This is a genomic window from Mycobacterium malmoense (genome assembly GCF_019645855.1).
Taxonomy (GTDB): Bacteria; Actinomycetota; Actinomycetes; order Mycobacteriales; family Mycobacteriaceae; genus Mycobacterium; species Mycobacterium malmoense.
In genome coordinates this window covers 1,263,081-1,283,028 of the sequence record NZ_CP080999.1, presented here as the reverse complement: position 1 = coordinate 1,283,028, position 19,948 = coordinate 1,263,081, and the positions used below count along the sequence as shown (strand labels likewise).

23 protein-coding genes and 1 pseudogene are annotated in these 19,948 nt (G+C 69.1%); 15 read left to right on the top strand and 9 right to left on the bottom strand.

Annotation, left to right across the window (positions count from 1 at the left end; genetic code table 11):
* The first annotated feature begins 5 nt into the window (after positions 1-5).
* Positions 6-1,220 (top strand): Rv3212 family protein, encoded by a 1,215-nt coding sequence (locus tag K3U93_RS06065; RefSeq protein ID WP_083010253.1) that lies wholly within the window; start codon positions 6-8, stop codon positions 1,218-1,220.
* Positions 1,221-1,326: 106 nt separating this feature from the next.
* Here the strand turns inward: K3U93_RS06065 and K3U93_RS06060 are convergent, their stop codons facing one another.
* Positions 1,327-2,127, bottom strand: a complete 801-nt coding sequence (locus tag K3U93_RS06060) for a ParA family protein (protein WP_083010252.1) — start codon at positions 2,125-2,127, stop codon at positions 1,327-1,329.
* A gap of 126 nt (positions 2,128-2,253) precedes the next feature.
* Between K3U93_RS06060 and K3U93_RS06055 the strand changes: the two genes are divergently transcribed.
* Genes K3U93_RS06055 through K3U93_RS06045 form a run of 3 tightly spaced genes read left to right on the top strand, consistent with a single transcriptional unit; the run spans position 2,254 to position 4,456 of the window.
* A complete protein-coding gene (locus tag K3U93_RS06055; RefSeq protein ID WP_071510940.1) occupies positions 2,254-2,865 on the top strand; it encodes an acid phosphatase in 612 nt (203 codons plus the stop codon).
* A gap of 14 nt (positions 2,866-2,879) precedes the next feature.
* On the top strand, positions 2,880-3,977 hold the full coding sequence (locus tag K3U93_RS06050; RefSeq protein WP_083010350.1) for an isochorismate synthase: 1,098 nt from the start codon (positions 2,880-2,882) through the stop codon (positions 3,975-3,977).
* On the top strand, positions 3,974-4,456 hold the full coding sequence (locus K3U93_RS06045) for a GNAT family N-acetyltransferase (RefSeq protein WP_083010251.1): 483 nt from the start codon (positions 3,974-3,976) through the stop codon (positions 4,454-4,456). Before K3U93_RS06050 ends, K3U93_RS06045 begins: the two co-directional genes overlap by 4 nt.
* Here K3U93_RS06045 and K3U93_RS06040 read toward each other — a convergent pair.
* Positions 4,408-4,863: a hypothetical protein gene (locus K3U93_RS06040; protein ID WP_083010250.1), complete on the bottom strand. Its 456-nt coding sequence runs from the start codon at positions 4,861-4,863 to the stop codon at positions 4,408-4,410. The genes K3U93_RS06045 and K3U93_RS06040 overlap by 49 nt on opposite strands.
* A gap of 68 nt (positions 4,864-4,931) precedes the next feature.
* Between K3U93_RS06040 and K3U93_RS06035 the strand changes: the two genes are divergently transcribed.
* Positions 4,932-5,906: a diacylglycerol/lipid kinase family protein gene (locus K3U93_RS06035; protein WP_083010249.1), complete on the top strand. Its 975-nt coding sequence runs from the start codon at positions 4,932-4,934 to the stop codon at positions 5,904-5,906.
* A gap of 269 nt (positions 5,907-6,175) precedes the next feature.
* Positions 6,176-6,430, top strand: a complete 255-nt coding sequence (gene whiB1, locus K3U93_RS06030; protein ID WP_071510944.1) for a transcriptional regulator WhiB1 — start codon at positions 6,176-6,178, stop codon at positions 6,428-6,430.
* 67 nt (positions 6,431-6,497) lie between these two features.
* Here the strand turns inward: whiB1 and K3U93_RS06025 are convergent, their stop codons facing one another.
* The gene (locus K3U93_RS06025) at positions 6,498-8,000 is read right to left on the bottom strand and encodes a sensor histidine kinase (RefSeq protein ID WP_071510945.1); all 1,503 of its coding nucleotides are present in this window, start codon (positions 7,998-8,000) and stop codon (positions 6,498-6,500) included.
* A gap of 64 nt (positions 8,001-8,064) precedes the next feature.
* A complete protein-coding gene (locus tag K3U93_RS06020; protein WP_083010349.1) occupies positions 8,065-8,280 on the bottom strand; it encodes a biotin/lipoyl-binding carrier protein in 216 nt (71 codons plus the stop codon).
* Positions 8,281-8,477: 197 nt separating this feature from the next.
* Here K3U93_RS06020 and K3U93_RS25625 point away from each other — a divergent pair, with 197 nt between their 5' ends.
* Entirely contained in the window at positions 8,478-8,552 is a 75-nt protein-coding gene (locus tag K3U93_RS25625) for a 50S ribosomal protein bL37 (protein ID WP_139796895.1), read from the top strand.
* A gap of 8 nt (positions 8,553-8,560) precedes the next feature.
* Here K3U93_RS25625 and rsrA read toward each other — a convergent pair whose 3' ends face one another.
* On the bottom strand, positions 8,561-8,863 hold the full coding sequence (gene rsrA / locus K3U93_RS06015; RefSeq protein ID WP_071510947.1) for a mycothiol system anti-sigma-R factor: 303 nt from the start codon (positions 8,861-8,863) through the stop codon (positions 8,561-8,563).
* Positions 8,860-9,492: a sigma-70 family RNA polymerase sigma factor gene (locus K3U93_RS06010; protein ID WP_176219940.1), complete on the bottom strand. Its 633-nt coding sequence runs from the start codon at positions 9,490-9,492 to the stop codon at positions 8,860-8,862. Before K3U93_RS06010 ends, rsrA begins: the two co-directional genes overlap by 4 nt.
* Positions 9,493-9,798: 306 nt before the next feature.
* Between K3U93_RS06010 and K3U93_RS06005 the strand changes: the two genes are divergently transcribed.
* Complete coding sequence (locus tag K3U93_RS06005) at positions 9,799-10,647, top strand: SDR family oxidoreductase (RefSeq protein WP_083010247.1); 849 nt, start codon at positions 9,799-9,801, stop codon at positions 10,645-10,647.
* A gap of 10 nt (positions 10,648-10,657) precedes the next feature.
* Positions 10,658-11,158, top strand: a complete 501-nt coding sequence (locus tag K3U93_RS06000; RefSeq protein WP_083010246.1) for an aminoacyl-tRNA deacylase — start codon at positions 10,658-10,660, stop codon at positions 11,156-11,158.
* Between the two features lie 5 nt (positions 11,159-11,163).
* On the opposite strand, the gene K3U93_RS05995 is transcribed toward K3U93_RS06000, so the two are convergent.
* Complete coding sequence (locus K3U93_RS05995) at positions 11,164-11,910, bottom strand: HdeD family acid-resistance protein (protein WP_230981589.1); 747 nt, start codon at positions 11,908-11,910, stop codon at positions 11,164-11,166.
* 15 nt (positions 11,911-11,925) lie between these two features.
* Between K3U93_RS05995 and K3U93_RS24760 the strand changes: the two genes are divergently transcribed.
* The 3 genes and pseudogenes from K3U93_RS24760 (at position 11,926) to K3U93_RS05980 (ending at position 14,935) form a co-directional block, all read left to right on the top strand.
* Positions 11,926-12,033 carry a hypothetical protein gene (locus K3U93_RS24760; protein ID WP_230981588.1) on the top strand — a complete coding sequence of 36 codons (108 nt, stop codon included), beginning with the start codon at positions 11,926-11,928 and terminating at the stop codon, positions 12,031-12,033.
* Positions 12,030-13,451, top strand: a complete 1,422-nt coding sequence (locus K3U93_RS05985; protein WP_083010245.1) for a phytoene desaturase family protein — start codon at positions 12,030-12,032, stop codon at positions 13,449-13,451. The genes K3U93_RS24760 and K3U93_RS05985 overlap by 4 nt, the downstream gene beginning before the upstream one ends.
* A gap of 111 nt (positions 13,452-13,562) precedes the next feature.
* Positions 13,563-14,935: pseudogene (locus K3U93_RS05980) on the top strand (HNH endonuclease signature motif containing protein).
* A 16-nt stretch (positions 14,936-14,951) separates the two neighbouring features.
* On the opposite strand, the gene K3U93_RS05975 reads toward K3U93_RS05980, so the two are convergent.
* On the bottom strand, positions 14,952-15,722 hold the full coding sequence (locus K3U93_RS05975) for an SOS response-associated peptidase (RefSeq protein ID WP_083012337.1): 771 nt from the start codon (positions 15,720-15,722) through the stop codon (positions 14,952-14,954).
* A 55-nt stretch (positions 15,723-15,777) separates the two neighbouring features.
* Between K3U93_RS05975 and aroA the strand changes: the two genes are divergently transcribed.
* Both aroA and rsgA read left to right on the top strand, forming a co-directional pair.
* On the top strand, positions 15,778-17,148 hold the full coding sequence (gene aroA, locus K3U93_RS05970) for a 3-phosphoshikimate 1-carboxyvinyltransferase (protein WP_230981587.1): 1,371 nt from the start codon (positions 15,778-15,780) through the stop codon (positions 17,146-17,148).
* On the top strand, positions 17,145-18,137 hold the full coding sequence (gene rsgA / locus K3U93_RS05965; protein WP_083012332.1) for a ribosome small subunit-dependent GTPase A: 993 nt from the start codon (positions 17,145-17,147) through the stop codon (positions 18,135-18,137). Before aroA ends, rsgA begins: the two co-directional genes overlap by 4 nt.
* Positions 18,138-18,190: 53 nt before the next feature.
* Here rsgA and K3U93_RS05960 read toward each other — a convergent pair whose 3' ends face one another.
* On the bottom strand, positions 18,191-18,679 hold the full coding sequence (locus K3U93_RS05960; protein ID WP_083012329.1) for a winged helix-turn-helix transcriptional regulator: 489 nt from the start codon (positions 18,677-18,679) through the stop codon (positions 18,191-18,193).
* A 93-nt stretch (positions 18,680-18,772) separates the two neighbouring features.
* Between K3U93_RS05960 and K3U93_RS05955 the strand changes: the two genes are divergently transcribed.
* A complete protein-coding gene (locus tag K3U93_RS05955; protein ID WP_083012326.1) occupies positions 18,773-19,948 on the top strand; it encodes a thiolase family protein in 1,176 nt (391 codons plus the stop codon).

The window sequence follows — 19,948 nt, the reverse complement described above, 5'->3', positions numbered from 1 at the left end:
GGCGCATGGTCAGACCCGAACGCCGGACCAAGGGCGACCTTGTGGCCGCCGCGGCGATCGCGGTCGCCGTTGCGGTAGCCGCCTCGCTGATCTGGTGGACCAGCGACGCCCGGGCCACCATCAGCCGGCCGGCCGCCGTTCCGGCGCCCACCCCGACCCCGGCCCGGCAGGTGCCGGCCACCCTGAATCAGCTGTGGACCGCCGCCAGCCCCGCCACCACCGCGCCTGTGGTGGTGAGCGGGACGGTGGCCACCGGCGACGGCCGCCAAGTTGACGGGCGCGACCCCGGCACGGGCCAGTCCCGCTGGAGCTACGCCCGCGACAGCGGCCTGTGCGGGATCTCCTGGGTCTACCACTACGCCGTCGCGGTCTACCGCGACGACCGCGGATGCGGGCAGGTCAGCACCCTCGATGGGGCCACGGGTCGCCGCGGGGCCGCCCGCAGCGGCTACGCCGATCCGCGCGTGCGCCTCTCCTCCGACGGCACCACGGTGTTGTCGGTCGGCGACACCCGCCTGGAACTGTGGCGCTCCGACATGGTCAGGATGCTGGCCTACGGCGAGACCGACGCGCGGGTGAAACCGTCGGCGCGGGGACTGCACTCCGGATGCAGACTGGTCTCGGCGGCGGCCAGCTCGGCGGCGGTGTCGGTGCTGGAGAGCTGCGCGAACGAGGCGGACCTGCGGCTTGTCCTTTTGCGCCCGGGCAAGGACGACGACGAGCCCCAACAGCACGTCGTGGCCGAACCCGGGATCCGGGCGGATTCGGGTGCCCGCGTGCTGACCGTCTGGGAGAACAACACGGCGGTGTATCTACCCGCGCCGCAGCCCCGGGTTGAGGTCGTCGACGAGGCCGGCACCACCGTGTCGAGCACGCTGCTGGCCAAGCCGCCGTCGAGCTCGGCGGCGGTGTCGCAGGCGGGCAACCTGGTGACCTGGTGGACGGGCGATTCGCTGATGGTCTTCGAGGCGAGCAACCTGACGCTGCGCTACACCATCGCCGCGGGCGAGACGACGGCGCCGCTGGGGCCCGCCGCGATGATGGCCGGCCGGTTGCTGGTGCCGGTCACCGGCGCGATCGGTGTCTACGACCCGGTCAGCGGCGCGAACGAACGCTACATTCCGGTGCACCGCGCGCCCAGCGGTTCGGCGGTGATCCCGGCCGTTTCGGGATCCAGGGTCTTCGAGCAGCGCGGCGACACCGTGGTGGCCCTGGGCTGACGCTTCTGGGGCGCGGCCGAGCAGACGCAGAGTCGCACGAAATCGCGCGTCAGCGTGCGACTCTGCGTCTGCTCGCGAGCGGGTGGGCCCGCAGCTCGCGGTTGAACTAGGCCTCGACGGCGAACGTCGGCAGCGGTTTGCCCGTCTTCCAGTGCTTGAGCAACGCCCGCGCCAGCTCGGCGTACGCCGCCGCGCCCTTGTTCTTCCGCCCCGCCATCACCGACGACCCCGAGGCGCTGGCCTCGGCGAATCGCACCGTGCGCGGGATCGGCGGGGCAAGCACCGGCAGGTCGTAGCGGTCGGCGACGTCGAGCAACACGTCACGGGTGTGGGTGGTGCGGGAGTCGTACAGCGTCGGCAACGCGCCCAGCAGCCGCAGATCCGGGTTGGTGATCTGCTGGACGTCGGCGACCGTACGCAGGAACTGGCCGACGCCGCGGTGCGCGAGCGTCTCGCACTGCAGCGGCACGATGACCTCGTCGGCGGCCGTCAGCCCGTTGAGGGTCAGCACACCCAGCGACGGCGGGCAGTCGATGATGACCACGTCGAACTGGCCGGAGAGCTTGGCCAGCGCGCGTTTGAGCGCATATTCACGGCCCGCCCGCATCAACAGCATCGCCTCGGCGCCGGCCAGGTCAATGTTGGCGGGCAGCAACGTCATTCCCTCGATCGTGGAGACCAGCGCGGCGTTTGGCTCGACCTCACCGAGCAGGACCTCGTGCACGGACACCGGCAGTTTGTCGGGATCTTGGCCCAGCGAGAAGGTCAAACAACCCTGCGGGTCCAGGTCGACAAGCAGCACCCGGCGACCCGCATCGGTCATCGCCGCACCCAGCGAGGCGACCGTCGTCGTCTTGGCCACGCCGCCCTTCTGGTTGGCCACCGCCAGTACCCGGGTCTTAGTCACGAGCGCAGCTCCCCTCTGCATCGTCGCCGCGCGGTCACAGTGCCCATCCTGGCATGTTCGGTCGCCGTGCGCTTCGGGCAGTGACTCCCGCGGGGCCCGATATGTCATCCGGCAGAATCGGTCGACATGGGCCTGCATAACCACCGACTGGTGCTGCTCCGCCACGGCGAGACCGAGTGGTCGAAATCCGGCCAGCACACGGGCCGCACCGACATCGAGCTGACCGATGTCGGCCGGCTTGAGGCCGAGCTTGCCGGGCGCGTTCTGCGTGAACTGAAACTCGCTGACCCGCTGGTGATCAGCAGCCCGCGAATACGCGCCCTGATCACCGCCAAGTTGGCCGGGCTCACCGTCGACGAGGTATCTCCGCTGATTGCTGAATGGGATTACGGTTCCTACGAGGGGTTGACGACCCCGCAGATTCGGGAATCGGTTCCTGATTGGCTGATCTGGACGCACGGCTGCCCCGGCGGCGAGAGTGTGGCGCAAGTCAGCGACCGCGCTGACCGGGCCGTCGCGCTGGCCTTAGAGCACATGGCCTCGCGCGACGTGTTGTTCGTGGGCCACAGCCACTTTTCCCGCGCGGTGATCACGCGCTGGGTCGAGCTGCCGCTCGTCGAGGGCAGCCGCTTCTGGATGCTCGCCGGCTCGATCGCCGTGTGCGGGTTCGAGCATGGCGTGCGACAGCTCGCCGCGCTCGGATTGACCGGCCTCCCGCAGGCGATCGCGCCCGGGTGAGCGCCGCCGAGCGATTGGACACCGAACCGCCGTTCACACTGTGCGGTCCGGAGGGGACCCTGGTCGCCGACGGGGTGCAGCGACGCTACGGCAACGTCAGGGCGGCCCAAGCCGCGCTACGCTGCGGGGAAGCTCCAATAGTGTTGGGCGCGTTGCCTTTCGACGTGGACATGCCGGCGGCATTGCTGGTTCCGGGCGCCCTGCATTCCGCCGACGGACCGCCCGACTGGCCGACGGGCCCGCTTCCCACGGTGCGCGTCGCCGCCGCCGTGCCGCCGCCGGCCGATTATCGCGGCAGGATCAGCCGCGCGCGAGACGAGCTCGCCGCACCGGGCAACCCGCTGCGCAAGGTGGTGCTGGCCCGCGCGCTGCGGCTGGCCGCCGACGCCCCGCTGGACGCCCGCGTCATCCTGCGCCGGCTCGTCGCCGCCGATCCGGCCGCCTACGGCTATCTCGTCGACCTGACCGCCGCCGGTGAGGATTACGCGGGCGTGGCGCTGGTGGGCGCCAGCCCCGAACTGCTGGTCGCGCGCTCCGGCGAGCGTGTCGTGTGCCGGCCGTTCGCCGGTTCGGCCCCCCGCGCCGCCGACCCGGGCGTCGACGCGGCCAACGGCGCCGCGCTGGCCGGTTCCGCCAAAGACCGCCACGAGCATCGGTTGGTGATCGACACCATGCGGGCCGCCCTGGAGCCACTGTGCGACGACCTGACGATCGCCCCCGAGCCCCGACTGAGCCGCACCGCGGCGGTCTGGCATTTATGCACACCGATCAGCGGCCGACTGCGCGACACATCAACGACGGCAATCGATCTGGCGTTGGCGCTGCACCCCACCCCGGCGGTCGGAGGGGTGCCGACGAAGGCCGCGACCGAGCTCATCGCCGAATTGGAAGGCGACCGCGGTTTCTACGCGGGGGCGGTCGGCTGGTGCGACGCCAACGGCGACGGTCGCTGGGTGGTGTCCATCCGCTGCGCGCAACTGTCGGCGGACCGCCGCACCGCCCTCGCGCGCGCCGGCGGCGGCATCGTCGCCGAATCCGACCCCGACGACGAAGTCGCGGAAACCACAACGAAATTCGCCACGATACTGAACGCGCTAGAAGTCGGACAATGAAGGACAATGTTCGTCGCGCCACACCGGGAGACGCCGCCGCTATTACCGACATGATCCACGCGCTGGCCGAATTCGAACACGCCGCCGATCAATGCACCGTCACCGAAACACAAATTTCGGCAGCGCTTTTCGGTAATCCCCCTACCGTGCACGGACACGTCGCCGAGGCTCACGGCGAGATCGCCGCAATGGCGCTGTGGTTCGTCAACTTCTCCACGTGGGACGGCGTCGCGGGCATCTACCTCGAAGACCTGTTCGTGCGGCCGAGGTTTCGCCGCCGCGGCCTGGCCCGTGCGCTGCTGGCCGCGCTGGCCGCCGAATGCCTCGACAAGGGCTACACGCGGCTGTCCTGGGCGGTGCTGAACTGGAACTCCGATGCCATCGCGCTGTACGAGGGGATCGGCGCGCGGCCGCAGAGCGCGTGGACCACCTATCGGCTGTCCGGGCCGCGGTTGGCCGAGCTGGCCGGGCCGCGCTGATCGCCGCCGGCGGCCCAGCGCACCGCCGCGGGACTGAAGAGCAGGATCAACGCGGCCAGCGCCACGATGCCCGCCGGAATCCCGAAGGCCGGCCGGTGCGAACTCACCGCCAGGTACCACGCCACGGGCAGCAGGAGCAGCTGGGTGACCACCGCCAGCCCGCGGCCCCAGCGCTTGCCGAGCACCAGCGCGCGGCCGGCGGCGAGCACCACGGCGCCCACGAGGACGAACCAGGCCGCGGTTCCCAGGCCGTTGACCACACGCTGGTCGGCTCCGGCTATCCCCCGCGCCACCAGCACGGCGGCCACCACCAGCGCGGCCACGCCCTGCGCCGCGACGATAAGGCCCGCGCCGCGCACGGCGGCCGGAGCGGGTGGACCGACCGACCGCCTACGGGGGAGATTCACAGCGTCAGCGTAGTCAGCGGGCTCCCGGCACCCCCGCGAACGGGCGGCTCCCCATAAGCTCGTGCACCATGCGCGCCGTGCTGATCGTGAACCCAACAGCCACCTCCACCACTCCGGCCGGCCGCGACCTGCTGGCGCACGCGCTCAAAAGCCGCCTGCAACTCACCGTCGAGCACACCAGTCACCGTGGCCACGGCGCCGAACTGGGACAAGCCGCCGTCGAGGACGGCGTGGACCTGGTCGTCGTGCACGGCGGCGACGGCACGGTGAGCGGGGTGGTCAACGGCATGCTCGGGCGGCCGGGCGCCTCCACCAACGGGCCGGCGGGGCCGATACCTGCGGTTGCGGTGGTGCCGGGCGGGTCGGCGAATGTGCTGGCGCGATCGCTGGGCATTTCCAAGGACCCGGTCGCCGCCACCAACCAGCTGATCCAGCTGCTCGACGATTACCGCCGTCACCGGACGTGGCGCCGCATCGGGCTGATCGACTGCGGTGAGCGGTGGGCCGTGCTCAACGCGGGGATGGGCGTCGACGCGGAGGTGGTGGCCGCGGTGGAAGCGCAGCGCGACAAGGGCGTTAAGGTCACGCCGCTGCGCTACTGGCGCGTGGCGGTGCCCATCACCGTTGCCTTCAGCCGACGCGAACCGACGCTCTCGCTGGAGCTACCCGGCCGCGACCCCGTTCCCGGCGTGCACTTCGCCTGGGTGTCCAACACCAGCCCGTGGACCTACAGCAACAACCGGCCGCTGGTGACCAACCCCGGCTGCACCTTCGAGTCGGGTCTCGGCGTCTTCGCGGTCACCAACATGAAGGTGTTTCCCACGCTGAGACTGCTTGGCCAGATCCTCTCGAAGGGGCCGAAGTCGAACGTCAAACAGCTCGTCCGCGACGACGACGCGCCTTGCCTGAAGGTCACCTCGACCGGCGCCCCAGCCGCCTGTCAGTTCGACGGCGATTACCTCGGCGTGCGCGAAACCATGACGTTCAGGTCGGTTCCCGACGCGCTACCGGTGGTCGCCCCACCCGGTAAAAACCATATCTGAGCTGCGATAACGGACCTCACGGGAAAATTCCTCGGGATAAACGGCCGGTTAGTGTAGTACAACGGAGTAAGGGCTTAACTAAGAAATCAGTGAAGTGAGATAGCCCACGAGGCAACTCACACTATTGACATCTGTTGAGCCTGTGAAACGATCGAAAGGTTGCATGCAGAAACTTACGTAGGGGTGCGGACCCTTTTCTTGTGCACGCGTTAACAGCGAAGAAAATTGGCCGTGCGCCTTGCTGCGCACTCAGTGAGGAGTAATAACGTATGGATTGGCGCCACAAGGCGGTCTGTCGCGACGAGGACCCGGAGCTGTTCTTCCCGGTAGGAAACAGCGGCCCGGCGCTCGCGCAGATTGCTGACGCGAAACTGGTCTGCAATCGGTGCCCGGTGACCACGGACTGCCTCGCCTGGGCCCTGAATACCGGTCAGGACTCGGGCGTCTGGGGGGGCATGAGTGAAGACGAGCGGCGCGCCCTCAAGCGTCGCAACGCCCGGACGAAGGCCCGCAGCGGGGTCTGACCCCAGTTCGCGCACCGTGCGGCCTCGACGATTGTCGGGGCCGCACTGTTGCGTTCGGGTGCGGCGTTTACAGCAGCAGCCGGGTCCGCCGGCCGATCGGCACCCGTAACACCACATCGGTGCCGCGGGCGGGGGCTTGCCGCATGCCCAGCGTGCCGTCCAGCTCTGCCGACACCAGGGTCCGCACGATCTGTAAACCCAGGCTCTCGGACTTTTCCAGGCTGAACCCGTCGGGCAGTCCGCGGCCGTCGTCGTGCACCACGACGTCGAGCCAGCGCGCCGAGCGCTCCGCGCGGATGGTCACCGACCCTTCCTGGGCCGCCGGGTCGAATGCATGCTCGATCGCGTTCTGAACCAGTTCGGTGATCACCATGATCAGGGCCGTCGCGCGGTCGGAGTCCAGCACGCCAAGGTCACCGACCCGGTTGATCCGGATCGGCCGGTCCACCGACGCCACGTCGTTCATGATCGGCAGGATCCGGTCGATGACCTCGTCGAGGTTCACCTGTTCGTCCACCGACATCGACAACGCGTCGTGGACCAGGGCGATCGACGACACCCGGCGCACCGATTCGATCAGCGCCTCCCGTCCTTCGGCGTTGACCGTGCGGCGTGCCTGCAGGCGCAGCAGCGCCGCCACGGTCTGCAGGTTGTTCTTCACCCGGTGGTGGATTTCCCGGATGGTGGCGTCCTTGGATATCAGCGCCCGGTCGCGGCGCTTGACCTCCGTGATGTCGCGGATCAGCACCGCGGCACCGGCGCTGGCGCCATGAACCACCAGCGGCAGCGTGCGCAGCAACACCGTGGCGCCCCCGGCATCGACTTCCATCCGCATGCTCCTCCCGCCGGCCAGCAGGTCCTGCACGTGCTCGGCCACTTCCTGCGCCTCGAACGGATCCGAGATCAGCGGCCGCGTCACGTCGATGAGGTTGTGGCCCTCCAACTCCGACACCAGGCCCATCCGGTGGTAGGCCGACAGCGCGTTGGGGCTGGCGTAGGCCACGACGCCGTCGACATCGAGACGGATGAAGCCGTCGCCGGCTCGCGGGGTGGACCGCGACATGACCACGTCCCCCACGTCGGGAAAGGTGCCCTCGGCAAGCATGTGGACAAGGTCGGTGGCGCATTCCCGGTATGCGGTCTCCAGCTGGCCGGACGTGCGGTCGGCCGCTTCCGCGGTTTGATGCCGCGTCAGGACCGCCACCACATGGTCGCCATACCGCACCGGGGAGGCCTCGACGTGCGGGCCGGGCAGTTGCCACGAATGTTCTTGGCTCGCACCGCTTTCCCGTGCGGCGGTGCCGGAGACGAACGCCTCGGCGACGAGCGGCAGCCGCTCGCCGGGAACGACGCTGCCCACCGCATCGGTCTGCAGGACGGTCGGCGCGGTATTCGGGCGGCACTGCGCCACACACACCAGCACGCCGTCGTCGCGGCGAACCCACATCAGGTAGTCGGCGAAGGACAGGTCGGCCAGCAGCTGCCATTCCCCGACCACGGCGTGCAGGTGGTCCACCGCGTTGCCCGGCAGCACCGTGTGCTCGGCAAGCAGGTCACCGAGAGTGGACATCGATCACTCCCGAGTCCGAGTCGTTCCCCGGCGGTAGGTGGAGAGGGTCCAAATTTTTTGGGGGCTAGCTGATCACGGCGATGAGGTCGCCCGCCTGAATGACGTCGCCCACCGACACGCTCACCTTGCTGACGGTGCCGTCGACTTCGGCCAGGACCGGGATTTCCATCTTCATCGACTCCAGCAGCACGACGGTGTCGCCCTTGCCGATTCGGTCACCCTCGTTGACCACGACCTCGAGCACGCTGGCCACGATCTCGGCGCGAACATCCTCCGCCATCTTCACTCCACTCATTTCGGCCATTTGCGCATGCCGGCCGCCGGTCCATCAAGCTCATGTATATCGAACCACAGGAGAGGTCGGGACCGCGGCACGCGGGCCGTTACAACGCGAGCGGCTCGCCGTGAGACACTGGGCGACAAGCTAACGGGCGCCGGGCGCCCGGTTTGACGAGCAATCAACGGAGGTTGAAGACGATGGCCAAGCGTGGCCGTAAAAAGCGCGACCGCAAGTTCAGCAAAGCCAACCACGGCAAGCGCCCGAATTCCTGACGGGACGGCTACTGCATACGCCGGACGATGGTGGTGCGCTGAATTTCGAGCCGGAGGCGCTCCCGCAAGCCCTCGGGGGCCTTCTCGCCCCTGCACTTGGTCGCGATCAACGCCTTGAGCCGTTCCTCCAGGCCGTAATGCTGGAAGCATCCGGGGCATGCCTCAAGGTGCTGACGCAGTTTCTCGCGGGCCTCCGGCGTGCACTCACCGTCGAGCAGGGTCCATACCTCGGCGATCACTTCGGCACAGCCAAGGCCGTGGGAATGACTGTCGTCGGAACGCGGCCCGGCTGGGCCGGCAAACTCGCTCATGACGACACCTCCTCGTGCGCCTGCTGACCTCGGGTGAAGCCCCGCTCCTTGGCTACGTCGGCCAAAAGGCCACGCAGCTGACGTCTGCCGCGGTGCAGCCGTGACATTACCGTCCCAATCGGCGTATCCATGATCTCGGCGATCTCCTTGTAAGGGAAACCCTCGACATCGGCGTAATAGACCGCCATCCGGAACTCTTCCGGCAACGCCTGCAGCGCTTCTTTGATCTCGGTGTCCGGCAGCGCCTCCAGCGCCTCGACCTCGGCCGAACGCAGCCCGGTCGAGGAGTGCTCGGCGTTGGACGCCAGCTGCCAGTCGGTGATCTCTTCGGTGGGATACTCCGCCGGTTGGCGCTGTCGCTTGCGGTAGCTGTTGATGTAGGTGTTGGTCAAGATCCGATACAGCCACGCCTTGAGGTTGGTGCCGGCCTTGAACGAGCGGAATCCCGCGTAGGCCTTCACCATGGTCTCTTGCAGCAGATCCTCGGCGTCGGCGGGATTGCGCGTCATGCGCAGCGCGCCGCCGTACAGCTGGTCCACCAGGGGAATCGCGTCGCGCTCGAAACGCGCCGTCAGCTCCTCGTCCGTCTCCTCATGCTGCGCAGGCTCGGGAACCTCTTGTTCCGTCATGCCGTCTCGGACATCTTCAGGGTCGGCCATTTCGATTAACCCGGTCCCTTCTGCTGCGGTAACGCCGGACAGCACCGGACTCGCAAGGAAGCTCGTCAACCGCTCAGCGCCCATCGGACTGCTCAACAGGCTCGTCGCCGTCGACACCAGACTGCTCCTCCCAATCTAAAGGCTGGCCCCGACAGTGTCTGCCCGGGTCCGTCGCAATCGCATCAGAAACCAACTCCTTTAACAGCGTCGGCCGGCGCGCTATTTCCGGGGCGGGATCGCGGCCGGCCGATCCCGGCAGCGCGTTAGTGTGACGCCATGCCCCTGAACGGCAAGACCATGTTCATCTCCGGTGCCAGTCGCGGCATCGGCCTCGCGATCGCCAAACGGGCCGCGCAGGACGGCGCCAACGTCGCCCTGGTCGCCAAGACCGCCGAGCCGCACCCGAAGCTGCCGGGGACGGTGTTCACCGCGGCCAAGGAGCTGGAGGAGGCGGGCGGGCAGGCCTTGCCGATCGTCGGGGACGTCCGCGACCCGGATTCGGTCGAGTCGGCGGTGGCCAAGGCCGTCGAGCAGTTCGGCGGCATCGACATCTGCGTCAACAACGCGTCGGCGATCAACCTGGGGTCGATCACCGAGGTGCCGATGAAGCGGTTCGACCTAATGAACGGCATCCAGGTGCGCGGCACCTATGCGGTCTCGCAGGCGTGCATCCCCCATTTGCGGGGCCGGGAGAACCCGCACATCCTGACGTTGTCGCCGCCGGTCCTGCTGGAGAGCAAGTGGCTCAAGCCGACGGCGTACATGATGGCCAAGTTCGGCATGACGCTGTGCGCGCTGGGGATCGCCGAGGAGATGCGCGACGAGGGCATCGCGTCGAACACGTTGTGGCCGCGCACGCTGGTGGCCACCGCCGCCGTGCAAAACCTGCTCGGCGGGAACGAGGCGATGGCGCGGGCCCGCAAGCCGGAGGTGTACTCCGACGCGGCCTACGTCATCCTCAACAAGCCCGCCCGCGAGTACACCGGCAACACGCTGCTGTGTGAGGACGTGTTGGTGGAATCCGGCGTCACCGACCTGTCGGTGTACGACTGCGTGCCGGGTTCGCAACTCGGCGTCGACTTCTGGGTGGACGGCGTCAACCCGCCGGGGTACACCGGGCCTTGAGCTCGCAAGCGTGGCCGGCTCAGCTACACCCGCGATCGCCGCGCTGGTCAAAGCCGGTGTGCCGCACGAGGTCGTGAAGTTCGATCACGATTCGCGGGAGCGCTCGTTCGGCGTCGAGGCGGTCGACGCGCTGACCCGGGCCGGCGCCATAGCGCCCGAGCAGATCTACAAGACGCTGATCATCGCGGTGCCGGGCGGGCTCGCCGTCGCGATATTGCCCGCGACGGACCGGCTGTCGCTGAAGGCGGCCGCCGCCGCGCTGGGCGCGGCCAAGGCCAGCATGGCCGAACCTGCCTCCGCCGAGCGGGCCACCGGTTACGTCGTCGGCGCCGTGTCACCGTTCGGGCAGCGACGGCCGCTGCCCACCGTCGTCGACTCGGGGGCATTCGCCTGGGAGCGGGTGTACTGCAGCGCGGGCCGGCGCGGCTGGGACGTGGGGGTCTCACCACGGGACCTGATCCGGCTGACCGGCGCGATCACCGCGGACATCCGCGCCCATGACCACCTATGACCAGGTCACGCCTTCGCGCGGCCGCGGACCTGGAATGCCGTGATGACGTCGATGATGCCGATGACGATCAGCCACCAGCCGGCAACTAGGGCCAGGATCGCGATCGAATCGAGCGGCGAGACGATCAACACGACGCCGCCGATCACGATGATCACGCCGGACAGCGCCTGCCAGCCGCGTGCGGGTAGGTGGTCGAAAGACAACGCCGCAGCGAGCAGGGTAATGCCGCGGAACAGCCAGCCGATGCCGATCCAGAGCGCCAAAAGCATGATCGACTCGAGTTCGTTGCGGAAGCAGAAGAGCCCCAGCACCACCGACACGACGCCGCCGACGAACGTCAGCACTCGCATCGCGGCGCCGGCGTGCGTTCCGAATGCGGCAAATACGTAACCAATTCCGGACACCACCAGGTAGATGCCGAACACGACACCGGCCACCACCAGCGTCTTGCCTGGCCAGACCAGCACGATGACGCCCAGCGCCACCGCGAGGACGCCGGTGAGCAGCAGCAACTGCCACGCGCTGCGAGCAAGCTGGCGCAGCGGACCTTCAAAAACGGTCTGATCGCTATTTGTCATTTGAACATCATTAGCCAAAATCGACATCAATAAAATGTCCGCGGCGACACAATTCGGCATCGTGTATAGGCACCGCTGTGTGAAGAGGACGGCGCGCCGCCGCGTTTCGGCAAGGGCGGCCCGTTCTCGCTGCCGTGCACTTCGTTGACCGGGTTCAACGTCGGCGACGATCACCTGCACAATGAAGACTTGATCGAAGCCGTGCGGTGCCAAGTTGCGTTCGAGCCGGGCGAGCGCGTCGTCGCCCGGGTGGAGCCGGAGGCCGTTGGCGGCGACGAGCGCGGGGCGTCGGCATGAGCACGGCGGTGGTGGTCGGTGGCGGACCCAACGGGCTCGCCGCCGCCGTCTGCCTGGCCGCCGAAGGGGTGCGGGTCACCGTGCTCGAGGCCGCCGACGAGGTCGGCGGCGGCACCCGCAGCGGCGAGGCGATCATCCCCGGCCTGCTGCACGACGACTGCTCGGCGATTCACCCCATGGCCGTCGGCTCGCCATTCTTGAGCCGCTTCGACCTACAGCGGTACGGCCTGTCGTGGCGCTGGCCGGAGATCGATTGCGTGCATCCCCTCGACGGCGGCGGCGCCGGCGTGCTGCACCGCTCGGTGGAACGGACCGCGGCCGGTCTCGGTCGCGACGGGTCGCGGTGGCGGCTCGCGTTCGGCTACCCGGCCGCCCGGTTCGACACCCTGAGCGAGGACATCATGCGGCCCCTGCTGCGGTTCCCGCATCACCCGCTGATGCTGGCCCGGTTCGGTGTGCCCACCGTGCTTCCCGGGTCGACGTTCGTGCGGCTGTTCGGCACGGAGGAAGGCCGGGCGCTGTTCGGAGGTGTTGCGGCCCATGCCTTTCGGCCGCTGCACTACCCGATGACCTCGGCCATCGGGATGGGCATCATCGCGGCCGGCCATCGGCACGGCTGGGCGGTCGCCGAGGGTGGATCGCGGTCGATCACCAACGCGATGGCGGCGCTGCTCGGCGAGCTGGGCGGCAAAATCGAGACCGGTGTCCGGGTCAAGGCGGCGGCGCAGCTGCCGCCCGCCGACATCACGATGTTCGATCTGGCGCCCGAAGCGGTCGCGGGGATTGTGGGAGATCGCCTGCTGCGCAGGGTTTCTCGTGCCTTCGCCAGGTTCCGGCGTGGCCCCGGCGCGTTCAAGGTCGATTTTGCCGTCGAGGGCGGCGTGCCCTGGACGAACCCCGACGCCCGTCGGGCCGGCACGGTGCACCTGGCCGGGACTTACACCGAGCTTGCCGCGACCGAGCGGGACGTCCACGCCGGACGCATGCCGGAGCGGCCGTTCGTGCTGGTCGGTCAGCAGTACCTGGCGGATCCGCAACGCTCGGTGGGCAATACGCACCCGGTGTGGAGCTACGCACACGTCCCCAACGGCTACACCGGCGACGCGACCGAGGCGATCATCGCCCAGATCGAGCGGTTCGCCCCGGGTTTCCGGGAACGCGTCGTCGGCTACACCGTTCGCTCGACGACGCAGATGGCCACCTACAATCCCAACTACGTCGGAGGCGACATCATGACCGGCGCCAAGGACATTCGGCAGCTGACGTTTGGCCCGCGAATCACGTTGTCGCCGTATACCATTGGGGTGCCGGGCATGTACATCTGCTCGGCGGCCACCCCGCCGGGGCCCGGCGCCCACGGCATGTGCGGCGCCAACGCCGCCCAGCTCGCGCTCGCGTATCTGGCCCGGCGGGCGTAGCGCGGCCGCGGGAACTCTTCGGCGTAGTTTGCGATCGGTTTTCGAAATCACTTGCGTCACTTGCGTTTCAAGGGCGGCTTTTTTGTCGGTGGGCTTCGATAGTTTCGGGTCATGGCTGGCAGCGGGGTGGATCGGGAGGCGATCACGGCTGCCTTCGATGCGCTGGATGCCGCGGTCGACGCGGTGGTGGGGTTGGATTTTGAGGCGTTGAGCACCCCGGAGCGGTTGGCGTTGTTGGAGCGCTGTGAGCGGGTGCGTCGGCGGGTGCCGGCCATCGAGCATCCGTTGATCAATCAGCTGGCCCGCCAGGCCACGCCCGAGGAGTTGGGCGACACGCTCTCCCATGCCATCGCCGAGTGGACATTGATCACCCGCGCCGAGGCGGGTCGCCGCATTCACGAGGCCGCCGATCTCGGGCCCCGCCGCGCGTTGACCGGGGAACCACTCGCCCCGGTCATGGCGGCCACCGCGGCCGCCCAGCGGTCCGGGAAACTCGGGGGCGGGCAGGTGGCGGCGATCCGCCGGTTCTACCACCACCTGCCCGGTTGGATCGACCAAGCCACCCGGGAACGCGCCGAACACCACCTGGCCCGCCTGGGCACCCAACATCGGCCCGAACAACTGACCGCGCTGGCCGACACACTCGCCGACTGCCTCAACCCCGACGGCACCTACAGCGATGAGGACCGCGCCCGGCGGCGCGGTGTCACGTTGGGTAAACAGGAAGCCGACGGCATGTCCGCACTGCGCGGCTGGCTCACCCCGAAGCCCGCGCCACCCTAGAAGCCGTGTGGGCCAAACTGGCCGCCCCCGGCATGTGCAACCCGGCCGATCAGACCCCCACCGTGGACGGCACCCCCAGCCAAGACGCCATCGACAAAGACACCCGCAGCCCCGCCCAACGCCAACACGATGCGCTGCTGGCCGCCCACCGCGCCCTACTCGCCTCTGGAAAGCTGGGTCAGCACAACGGGCTTCCCGCCTCCATCATCGTCACCACCACGCTGGGCGAGCTCGAAGCCGCCGCCGGACGCGGCCTGACCGGTGGGGGCAGCATCTTGCCCATGTCGGATGTGATCCGCCTATCCCGCCACGCCCGGCACTACTTGGCCATCTTCGACAAAGGCAAAACGTTGGCCCTGTACCACACGAAAAGGTTGGCTTCGCCCGCGCAGCGGATCGTGTTGTATGCCCGGGATCGTGGCTGTACCGCACCGGGGTGCACCGTGCCCGGGTATTGGTGCGAGGTGCATCACGTCGAGCCCTTCGCCGTCTGCGGCGACACCGACGTGAACAACCTGGCCTTCGGGTGTCCCACCCAACACCACATCGTGCAACCCGGGGGCTGGAGCACCCGCAAAAACGCCCACGGCGACACCGAATGGATCCCCCCGGCCCACCTCGACCGCGGCCAACCCCGCACCAACACCTACTGGCACCCCGAAAAACTCCTCCGCCACGACCAAGACGACGACGACCCGTAGCGCGCGTCACGCTCCTTCACAGCAGCGTGGCCTGCTCGGCCTCCGGTTGGGCCGGTTCGATCAGCTGCGGCCCGTTGTTGCGCACGCTGTTGACCAGCGTCGACACCTCGCGCATGCAAATGCCGTGCACGTCGGGCGGGCGGGCCAGCAGCTCCTCATCGACCGGGGCGTCCGGGTCCAGCCAGCGGTCCCAGTCGCGTTCGGGCACGACCAGCGGCATCCGGTCGTGGATCTCGGCGAGCTCGCCCACGGCGTCGGTGGTGATGATCGTGCAGCTCAGGAGCGGCGGACCGTCCTCGGCCGGCTTCCCCTCTGGTCTCCACACCGACCAAAGCCCCGCGATGAACAGCGGCTCGCTGTCTTCGCGGTACATGAAGAACGGCGTCTTGCGGGACTTCCTACCCGCACCGGCGTCCGAATTGACGCGCCATTCGTAGTAGCCGTCCATCGGGACCAGGCAACGCCTGGACCTGGCGCTCGAACGAAACACGGGCGAGGTGGTGACCTTGTCCGCGCGGGCGTTGATCAGCATCGGCCCCTTGGTGTCCGGCCCGCCGTCGGGGCGGGCCTTGGCCCACGACGGAACCAATCCCCAGCGCATGAGCCGCACCCGGCGCGTCGGCTCGTCGGCGGGCTCGCTGTGGCGGGTCACCACGGTCGCGATCGTGTCGGTGGGAGCGACGTTGTAGTTGGGCGCCCCGGCGGCGGCCGCCGTCGCCTCGTTGATCGCGTCGATTTTTTCGGCCAGCTGCGCCGGGTCCGTCTTGACCACAAACCGTCCGCACATATCTGCCATGGTGCCTGGTACGCATGACGCGCGCCGACACGGCAGGATAAAGCGGGTGAGCGGTACCGAGGCCCCCAAAACATGGACGGCGCCAAGCGCGACGGCACCGGTGTGCGCGACCGTGACCGTTCCGGGCTCGAAATCGCAGACCAACCGGGCGCTGGTGCTGGCCGCGCTGGCCGCCGCGCAGGGCCAAGGCGCCTCGACCATCAGCGGAGCGCTGCGCAGCCGGGATACCGACCTGATGATCGGAGCGCTGAGGACACTGGGCCTGCGCGTCGACGGGGACGGTTCCGACCTGACGATCAGCGGTCGGATCGCCCCCGGCCCCGAAGCCCGGGTGGACTGCGGCCTGGCGGGCACGGTGTTGCGTTTCGTTCCGCCGCTGGCGGCGCTGGCCGATTCGGCGGTGGAGTTCGACGGCGACGAGCAGGCCCGGGCCCGGCCCATCGCGCCGCTGCTGGACGCGCTGCGCGGCCTGGGTGTTTGGATCGACGGGACCGGTCTGCCCTTCCGGGTGCACGGCAGCGGGGCGGTCGCCGGCGGGACCGTGGCCATCGACGCGTCGGCGTCGTCGCAGTTCGTCTCGGGCCTGCTGCTGTGCGGGGCCTCGTTCACCGGGGGCTTGACCGTGCGACACACCGGTTCGGCGCTGCCGTCGGCGCCGCACATCGCGATGACGATAGTGATGCTGCGGCAGGCCGGGGTCGACGTCGACGACTCGGTCCCCGACCGCTGGCGGGTGCGCGCCGGCGCGGTCGCGGCCCGGCGCTGGGAGGTCGAACCCGACCTGACGAACGCCGTGCCGTTCCTGGCGGCGGCGGTGGTGACCGGCGGAACGGTGCGCATCGCCGGCTGGCCGGCGACCAGCGTGCAACCCGCCGGCGACATCCTGGCCATCTTGGGCAAGATGAATGCCGTTGTGAACCAATCGGATTCATTCCTTGAGGCGCGTGGGCCGGCGGCATACGACGGCTACCCCGGTTTCCAGGTCGACCTGCGCGCCGTCGGCGAGCTGACGCCGTCGGTGGCGGCGCTGGCGGCGCTGGCGACCCCGGGATCGGTGTCGCGGCTCTCCGGCATCGCCCATTTGCGCGGTCACGAGACGGATCGACTCGCCGCGCTGAGCACCGAGATCAACCGCCTGGGCGGCAACTGCGCCGAAACCCCCGACGGCCTGGTGATCACCGCGACTCCGCTGCGGCCCGGCATCTGGCGCGCCTACGCCGATCACCGAATGGCGATGGCCGGCGCGATCGTCGGGCTGCGGGTGCCCGGCGTTCAGGTGGACGACATCGGCGCCACCACCAAGACGCTGCCCGAGTTTCCGCGGCTGTGGGCGCGCATGCTGGAGCCCGGCGACGATGCGCGCCGCGGTGGCGGCACGAGAAGGAGGCGGGCAATCGAGCCGGAGCCCGGCGTTTGAGGCCCGGCGATTACGACGAGTCCGACGTCAAGGTCCGCTCCGGCAGGGGCTCGCGGCCGCGGACCAAGACCCGTCCCGAGCACGCCGACGCCGAGGCCGCCATGGTGGTCAGCGTCGACCGCGGCCGGTGGGGGTGCGTGCTGGACGGGGACCCCAACCGCCGGGTCACGGCCATGCGGGCGCGCGAGCTGGGCCGCACCCCGATCGTCGTCGGCGACGAGGTCGATCTGGTCGGCGACCTGTCCGGGCGGACGGACACCCTGGCCCGCATCGTGCGCCGGGGGCCGCGGCGAACGGTGTTGCGCCGCACCGCCGATGACACCGACCCCACCGAGCGAGTGGTGGTCGCCAACGCCGACCAACTGCTGATCGTGGTGGCGCTGGCCGATCCCCCGCCGCGCACCGGCCTGGTCGACCGGGCGCTGATCGCCGCCTACGCCGGCGGGCTGACACCGATCCTGTGCTTGACCAAGACGGACCTCGCCCCGCCGGAGCCGTTCGCCGAGCAGTTCGCCGACCTGGACCTGACGGTGGTCGCCGCCGGCCGCGACGATCCGTTGCCGGCGGTGGCCGACCTGCTCGCCGGCAAGGTCACCGTGCTGCTCGGGCATTCCGGGGTGGGCAAGTCGACGTTGGTGAATCGCCTTGTGCCCGAAGCTGATCGGGCCGTCGGCGAGGTGACCGAGATCGGCAAGGGGCGGCACACTTCGACCCAGTCGGTGGCCCTTCCGTTGGGAGAGTCCCTTGGGGCTACCGGCTGGGTGATCGACACCCCGGGAATCCGCTCGTTCGGGCTGGCCCACATCGAACCCGACGACGTGCTGATGGCGTTCTCGGATCTCGCCGAGGCGATCCGCGACTGCCCACGCGGCTGCAGGCACATGGGGCCGCCGGCCGACCCCGAATGCGCGCTGGACGCCCTGTCCGGGCCCGCCGTCCGCCGCGTCGCCGCGGCCCGTCGGCTGCTCGCCGCGCTCAACCAGACCTGACGGCCTGCCGAGCGTGCGTGTCGGTACAGCGACACGCCGCCAAAGCCGTACAACTACGCACGCTCGCGCCGGCCGGTGCCGACCAATCGCATGCCCAGTTCGTCGGGCGGCACCAGATGCCCTTTGGTGCAACGCATTTGTACCTCCGCGTCGGCGCCACAGCCCAGATGAGTCAGCCGGAGCCTGTTGCGGCCCGGCAGGTGGCGTCGGCCCCACTCGAACATCGCCCACACCACCGGCATGAACTCGATGCCGGCCTCGGTGAGCACATACTCATAGCGGCCGCGCTGCCCGGGTTCACGGTAGGGCTGCCGCCTCAGTAGCCCGAGCTCGACCAGTTCGCCCAGCCGCGCCGAGGTTGCGGCCTTGGTGATGCCCACCCGGCGGGCGAAGTCGTCGAACCGGGTGGTGCCGTAGTACGCCTCGCGCATGATGAGCATCGCGGACTTGGTGCCGACCACCGTCATGGTCTTCTCGATCGCACACTCGCCGACCGCCGACCAGGCATCGCGATCGGCCAGCGGGCCCTGCAGCAGTGTCATGCGAATCACCTCCCGGTCTGGGTTGCTTTTAGCATACCTAGGTGTTTACCTGGGTATAGCTTCCTATATCCAGGATGGACTCGAGGAGGAGCCATGATTCGCGACGCCGTCATCGTCGGAGCCGTGCGAACCCCGATCGGCAAGGGCAAGGCCGGCGGGGCGCTGCACGATGTGCTGCCCGCCGACCTGCTGGCGCACAGCCTGCGAGAGCTGGTGGCACGCACCGGCGTGGACCCGGCCCAGATCGACGATGTCATCGCCGGTGCCGTCACCCAGGTCGGCGACCAGGCCGTCAACATCGCGCGAAACGCGTTGCTGGGTGCGGGATTCTCCGAGTCCGTTCCCGGCGTGACGATCGACCGGCAGTGCGGCAGCAGCCAGCAGGCCATCAGCTTCGCCGCCCAGGGCGTCGTCGCCGGCGCCTACGACCTGGTGATCGCCGGCGGCGTGGAGTCGATGAGCCGCGTCCCGATGGGCACCTCGGTGCTACCGGGCAGCAACCCGTTCGGCGAGGACATGGCGCACCGCTACCCCGACGGCCTGGTGCCGCAGGGCATCAGCGCCGAGCTGATCGCGGCGAAGTGGGGCCTTTCGCGCGCCCAGCTCGACGAGTTCGCCGCCGGCAGCCACGACAAGGCCGCCCGCGCCACCAAGGACGGGCTTTTCGACAACGAGCTGATTCCGATCGCCGGGCTTTCCACCGACGAGATCATCCGGCCCGGAACGACGGTCGAGACGCTGGCCGCGCTGCAGCCGTCATTCTACAGCGAGGCGATGAAAACCCGTTTCCCGCAGATTAATTGGTTGATTACGGCGGGCAACTCCTCGCCGCTGTCCGACGGCAGCGCCGCCGTGTTGATCACCACCAGCGCGGTCGCCAAGGAGCTGGGCCTGCGCCCGCTGGCCCGCATCCACACCACGACCGTGGTGGGTTCCGATCCGCTCTACATGCTGACCGGAATCATCCCCGCGACCGAGAAGGTGCTGCGCCGCGCCGGGCTGACGCTGGCCGACATCGACCTGTTCGAGGTGAACGAGGCATTCGCGCCCGTCGTGCTCGCCTGGGCGCGCGACACCGGGGCGGACCTGGCCAAGACCAACGTCAACGGCGGGGCCATCGCGCTCGGCCACCCGTTGGGCGCTAGCGGCGCCCGCATCATGACCACGCTGGTCAACGCGCTGCACCAGCGCGGCGGACGCTACGGGCTGCAGACGATGTGCGAGGGCGGCGGCATGGCCAACGCCACCATCATTGAGCGACTGGGCTAA

Coding starts and splice junctions, on each gene's coding strand:
- K3U93_RS06065 (WP_083010253.1), top strand. CDS start 6: ATGGTCAGACCCGAACGCCGGACCAAGGGCGACCTTGTGGCCGCCGCG.
- K3U93_RS06055 (WP_071510940.1), top strand. CDS start 2,254: ATGGGCCTGCATAACCACCGACTGGTGCTGCTCCGCCACGGCGAGACC.
- K3U93_RS06045 (WP_083010251.1), top strand. CDS start 3,974: ATGAAGGACAATGTTCGTCGCGCCACACCGGGAGACGCCGCCGCTATT.
- K3U93_RS06035 (WP_083010249.1), top strand. CDS start 4,932: ATGCGCGCCGTGCTGATCGTGAACCCAACAGCCACCTCCACCACTCCG.
- whiB1 (WP_071510944.1), top strand. CDS start 6,176: ATGGATTGGCGCCACAAGGCGGTCTGTCGCGACGAGGACCCGGAGCTG.
- K3U93_RS06025 (WP_071510945.1), bottom strand. CDS start 8,000: ATGTCCACTCTCGGTGACCTGCTTGCCGAGCACACGGTGCTGCCGGGC.
- K3U93_RS06020 (WP_083010349.1), bottom strand. CDS start 8,280: ATGGCGGAGGATGTTCGCGCCGAGATCGTGGCCAGCGTGCTCGAGGTC.
- rsrA (WP_071510947.1), bottom strand. CDS start 8,863: ATGAGCGAGTTTGCCGGCCCAGCCGGGCCGCGTTCCGACGACAGTCAT.
- K3U93_RS06010 (WP_176219940.1), bottom strand. CDS start 9,492: ATGACGGAACAAGAGGTTCCCGAGCCTGCGCAGCATGAGGAGACGGAC.
- K3U93_RS06005 (WP_083010247.1), top strand. CDS start 9,799: ATGCCCCTGAACGGCAAGACCATGTTCATCTCCGGTGCCAGTCGCGGC.
- K3U93_RS05985 (WP_083010245.1), top strand. CDS start 12,030: ATGAGCACGGCGGTGGTGGTCGGTGGCGGACCCAACGGGCTCGCCGCC.
- K3U93_RS05975 (WP_083012337.1), bottom strand. CDS start 15,722: ATGTGCGGACGGTTTGTGGTCAAGACGGACCCGGCGCAGCTGGCCGAA.
- K3U93_RS05960 (WP_083012329.1), bottom strand. CDS start 18,679: ATGACACTGCTGCAGGGCCCGCTGGCCGATCGCGATGCCTGGTCGGCG.
- K3U93_RS05955 (WP_083012326.1), top strand. CDS start 18,773: ATGATTCGCGACGCCGTCATCGTCGGAGCCGTGCGAACCCCGATCGGC.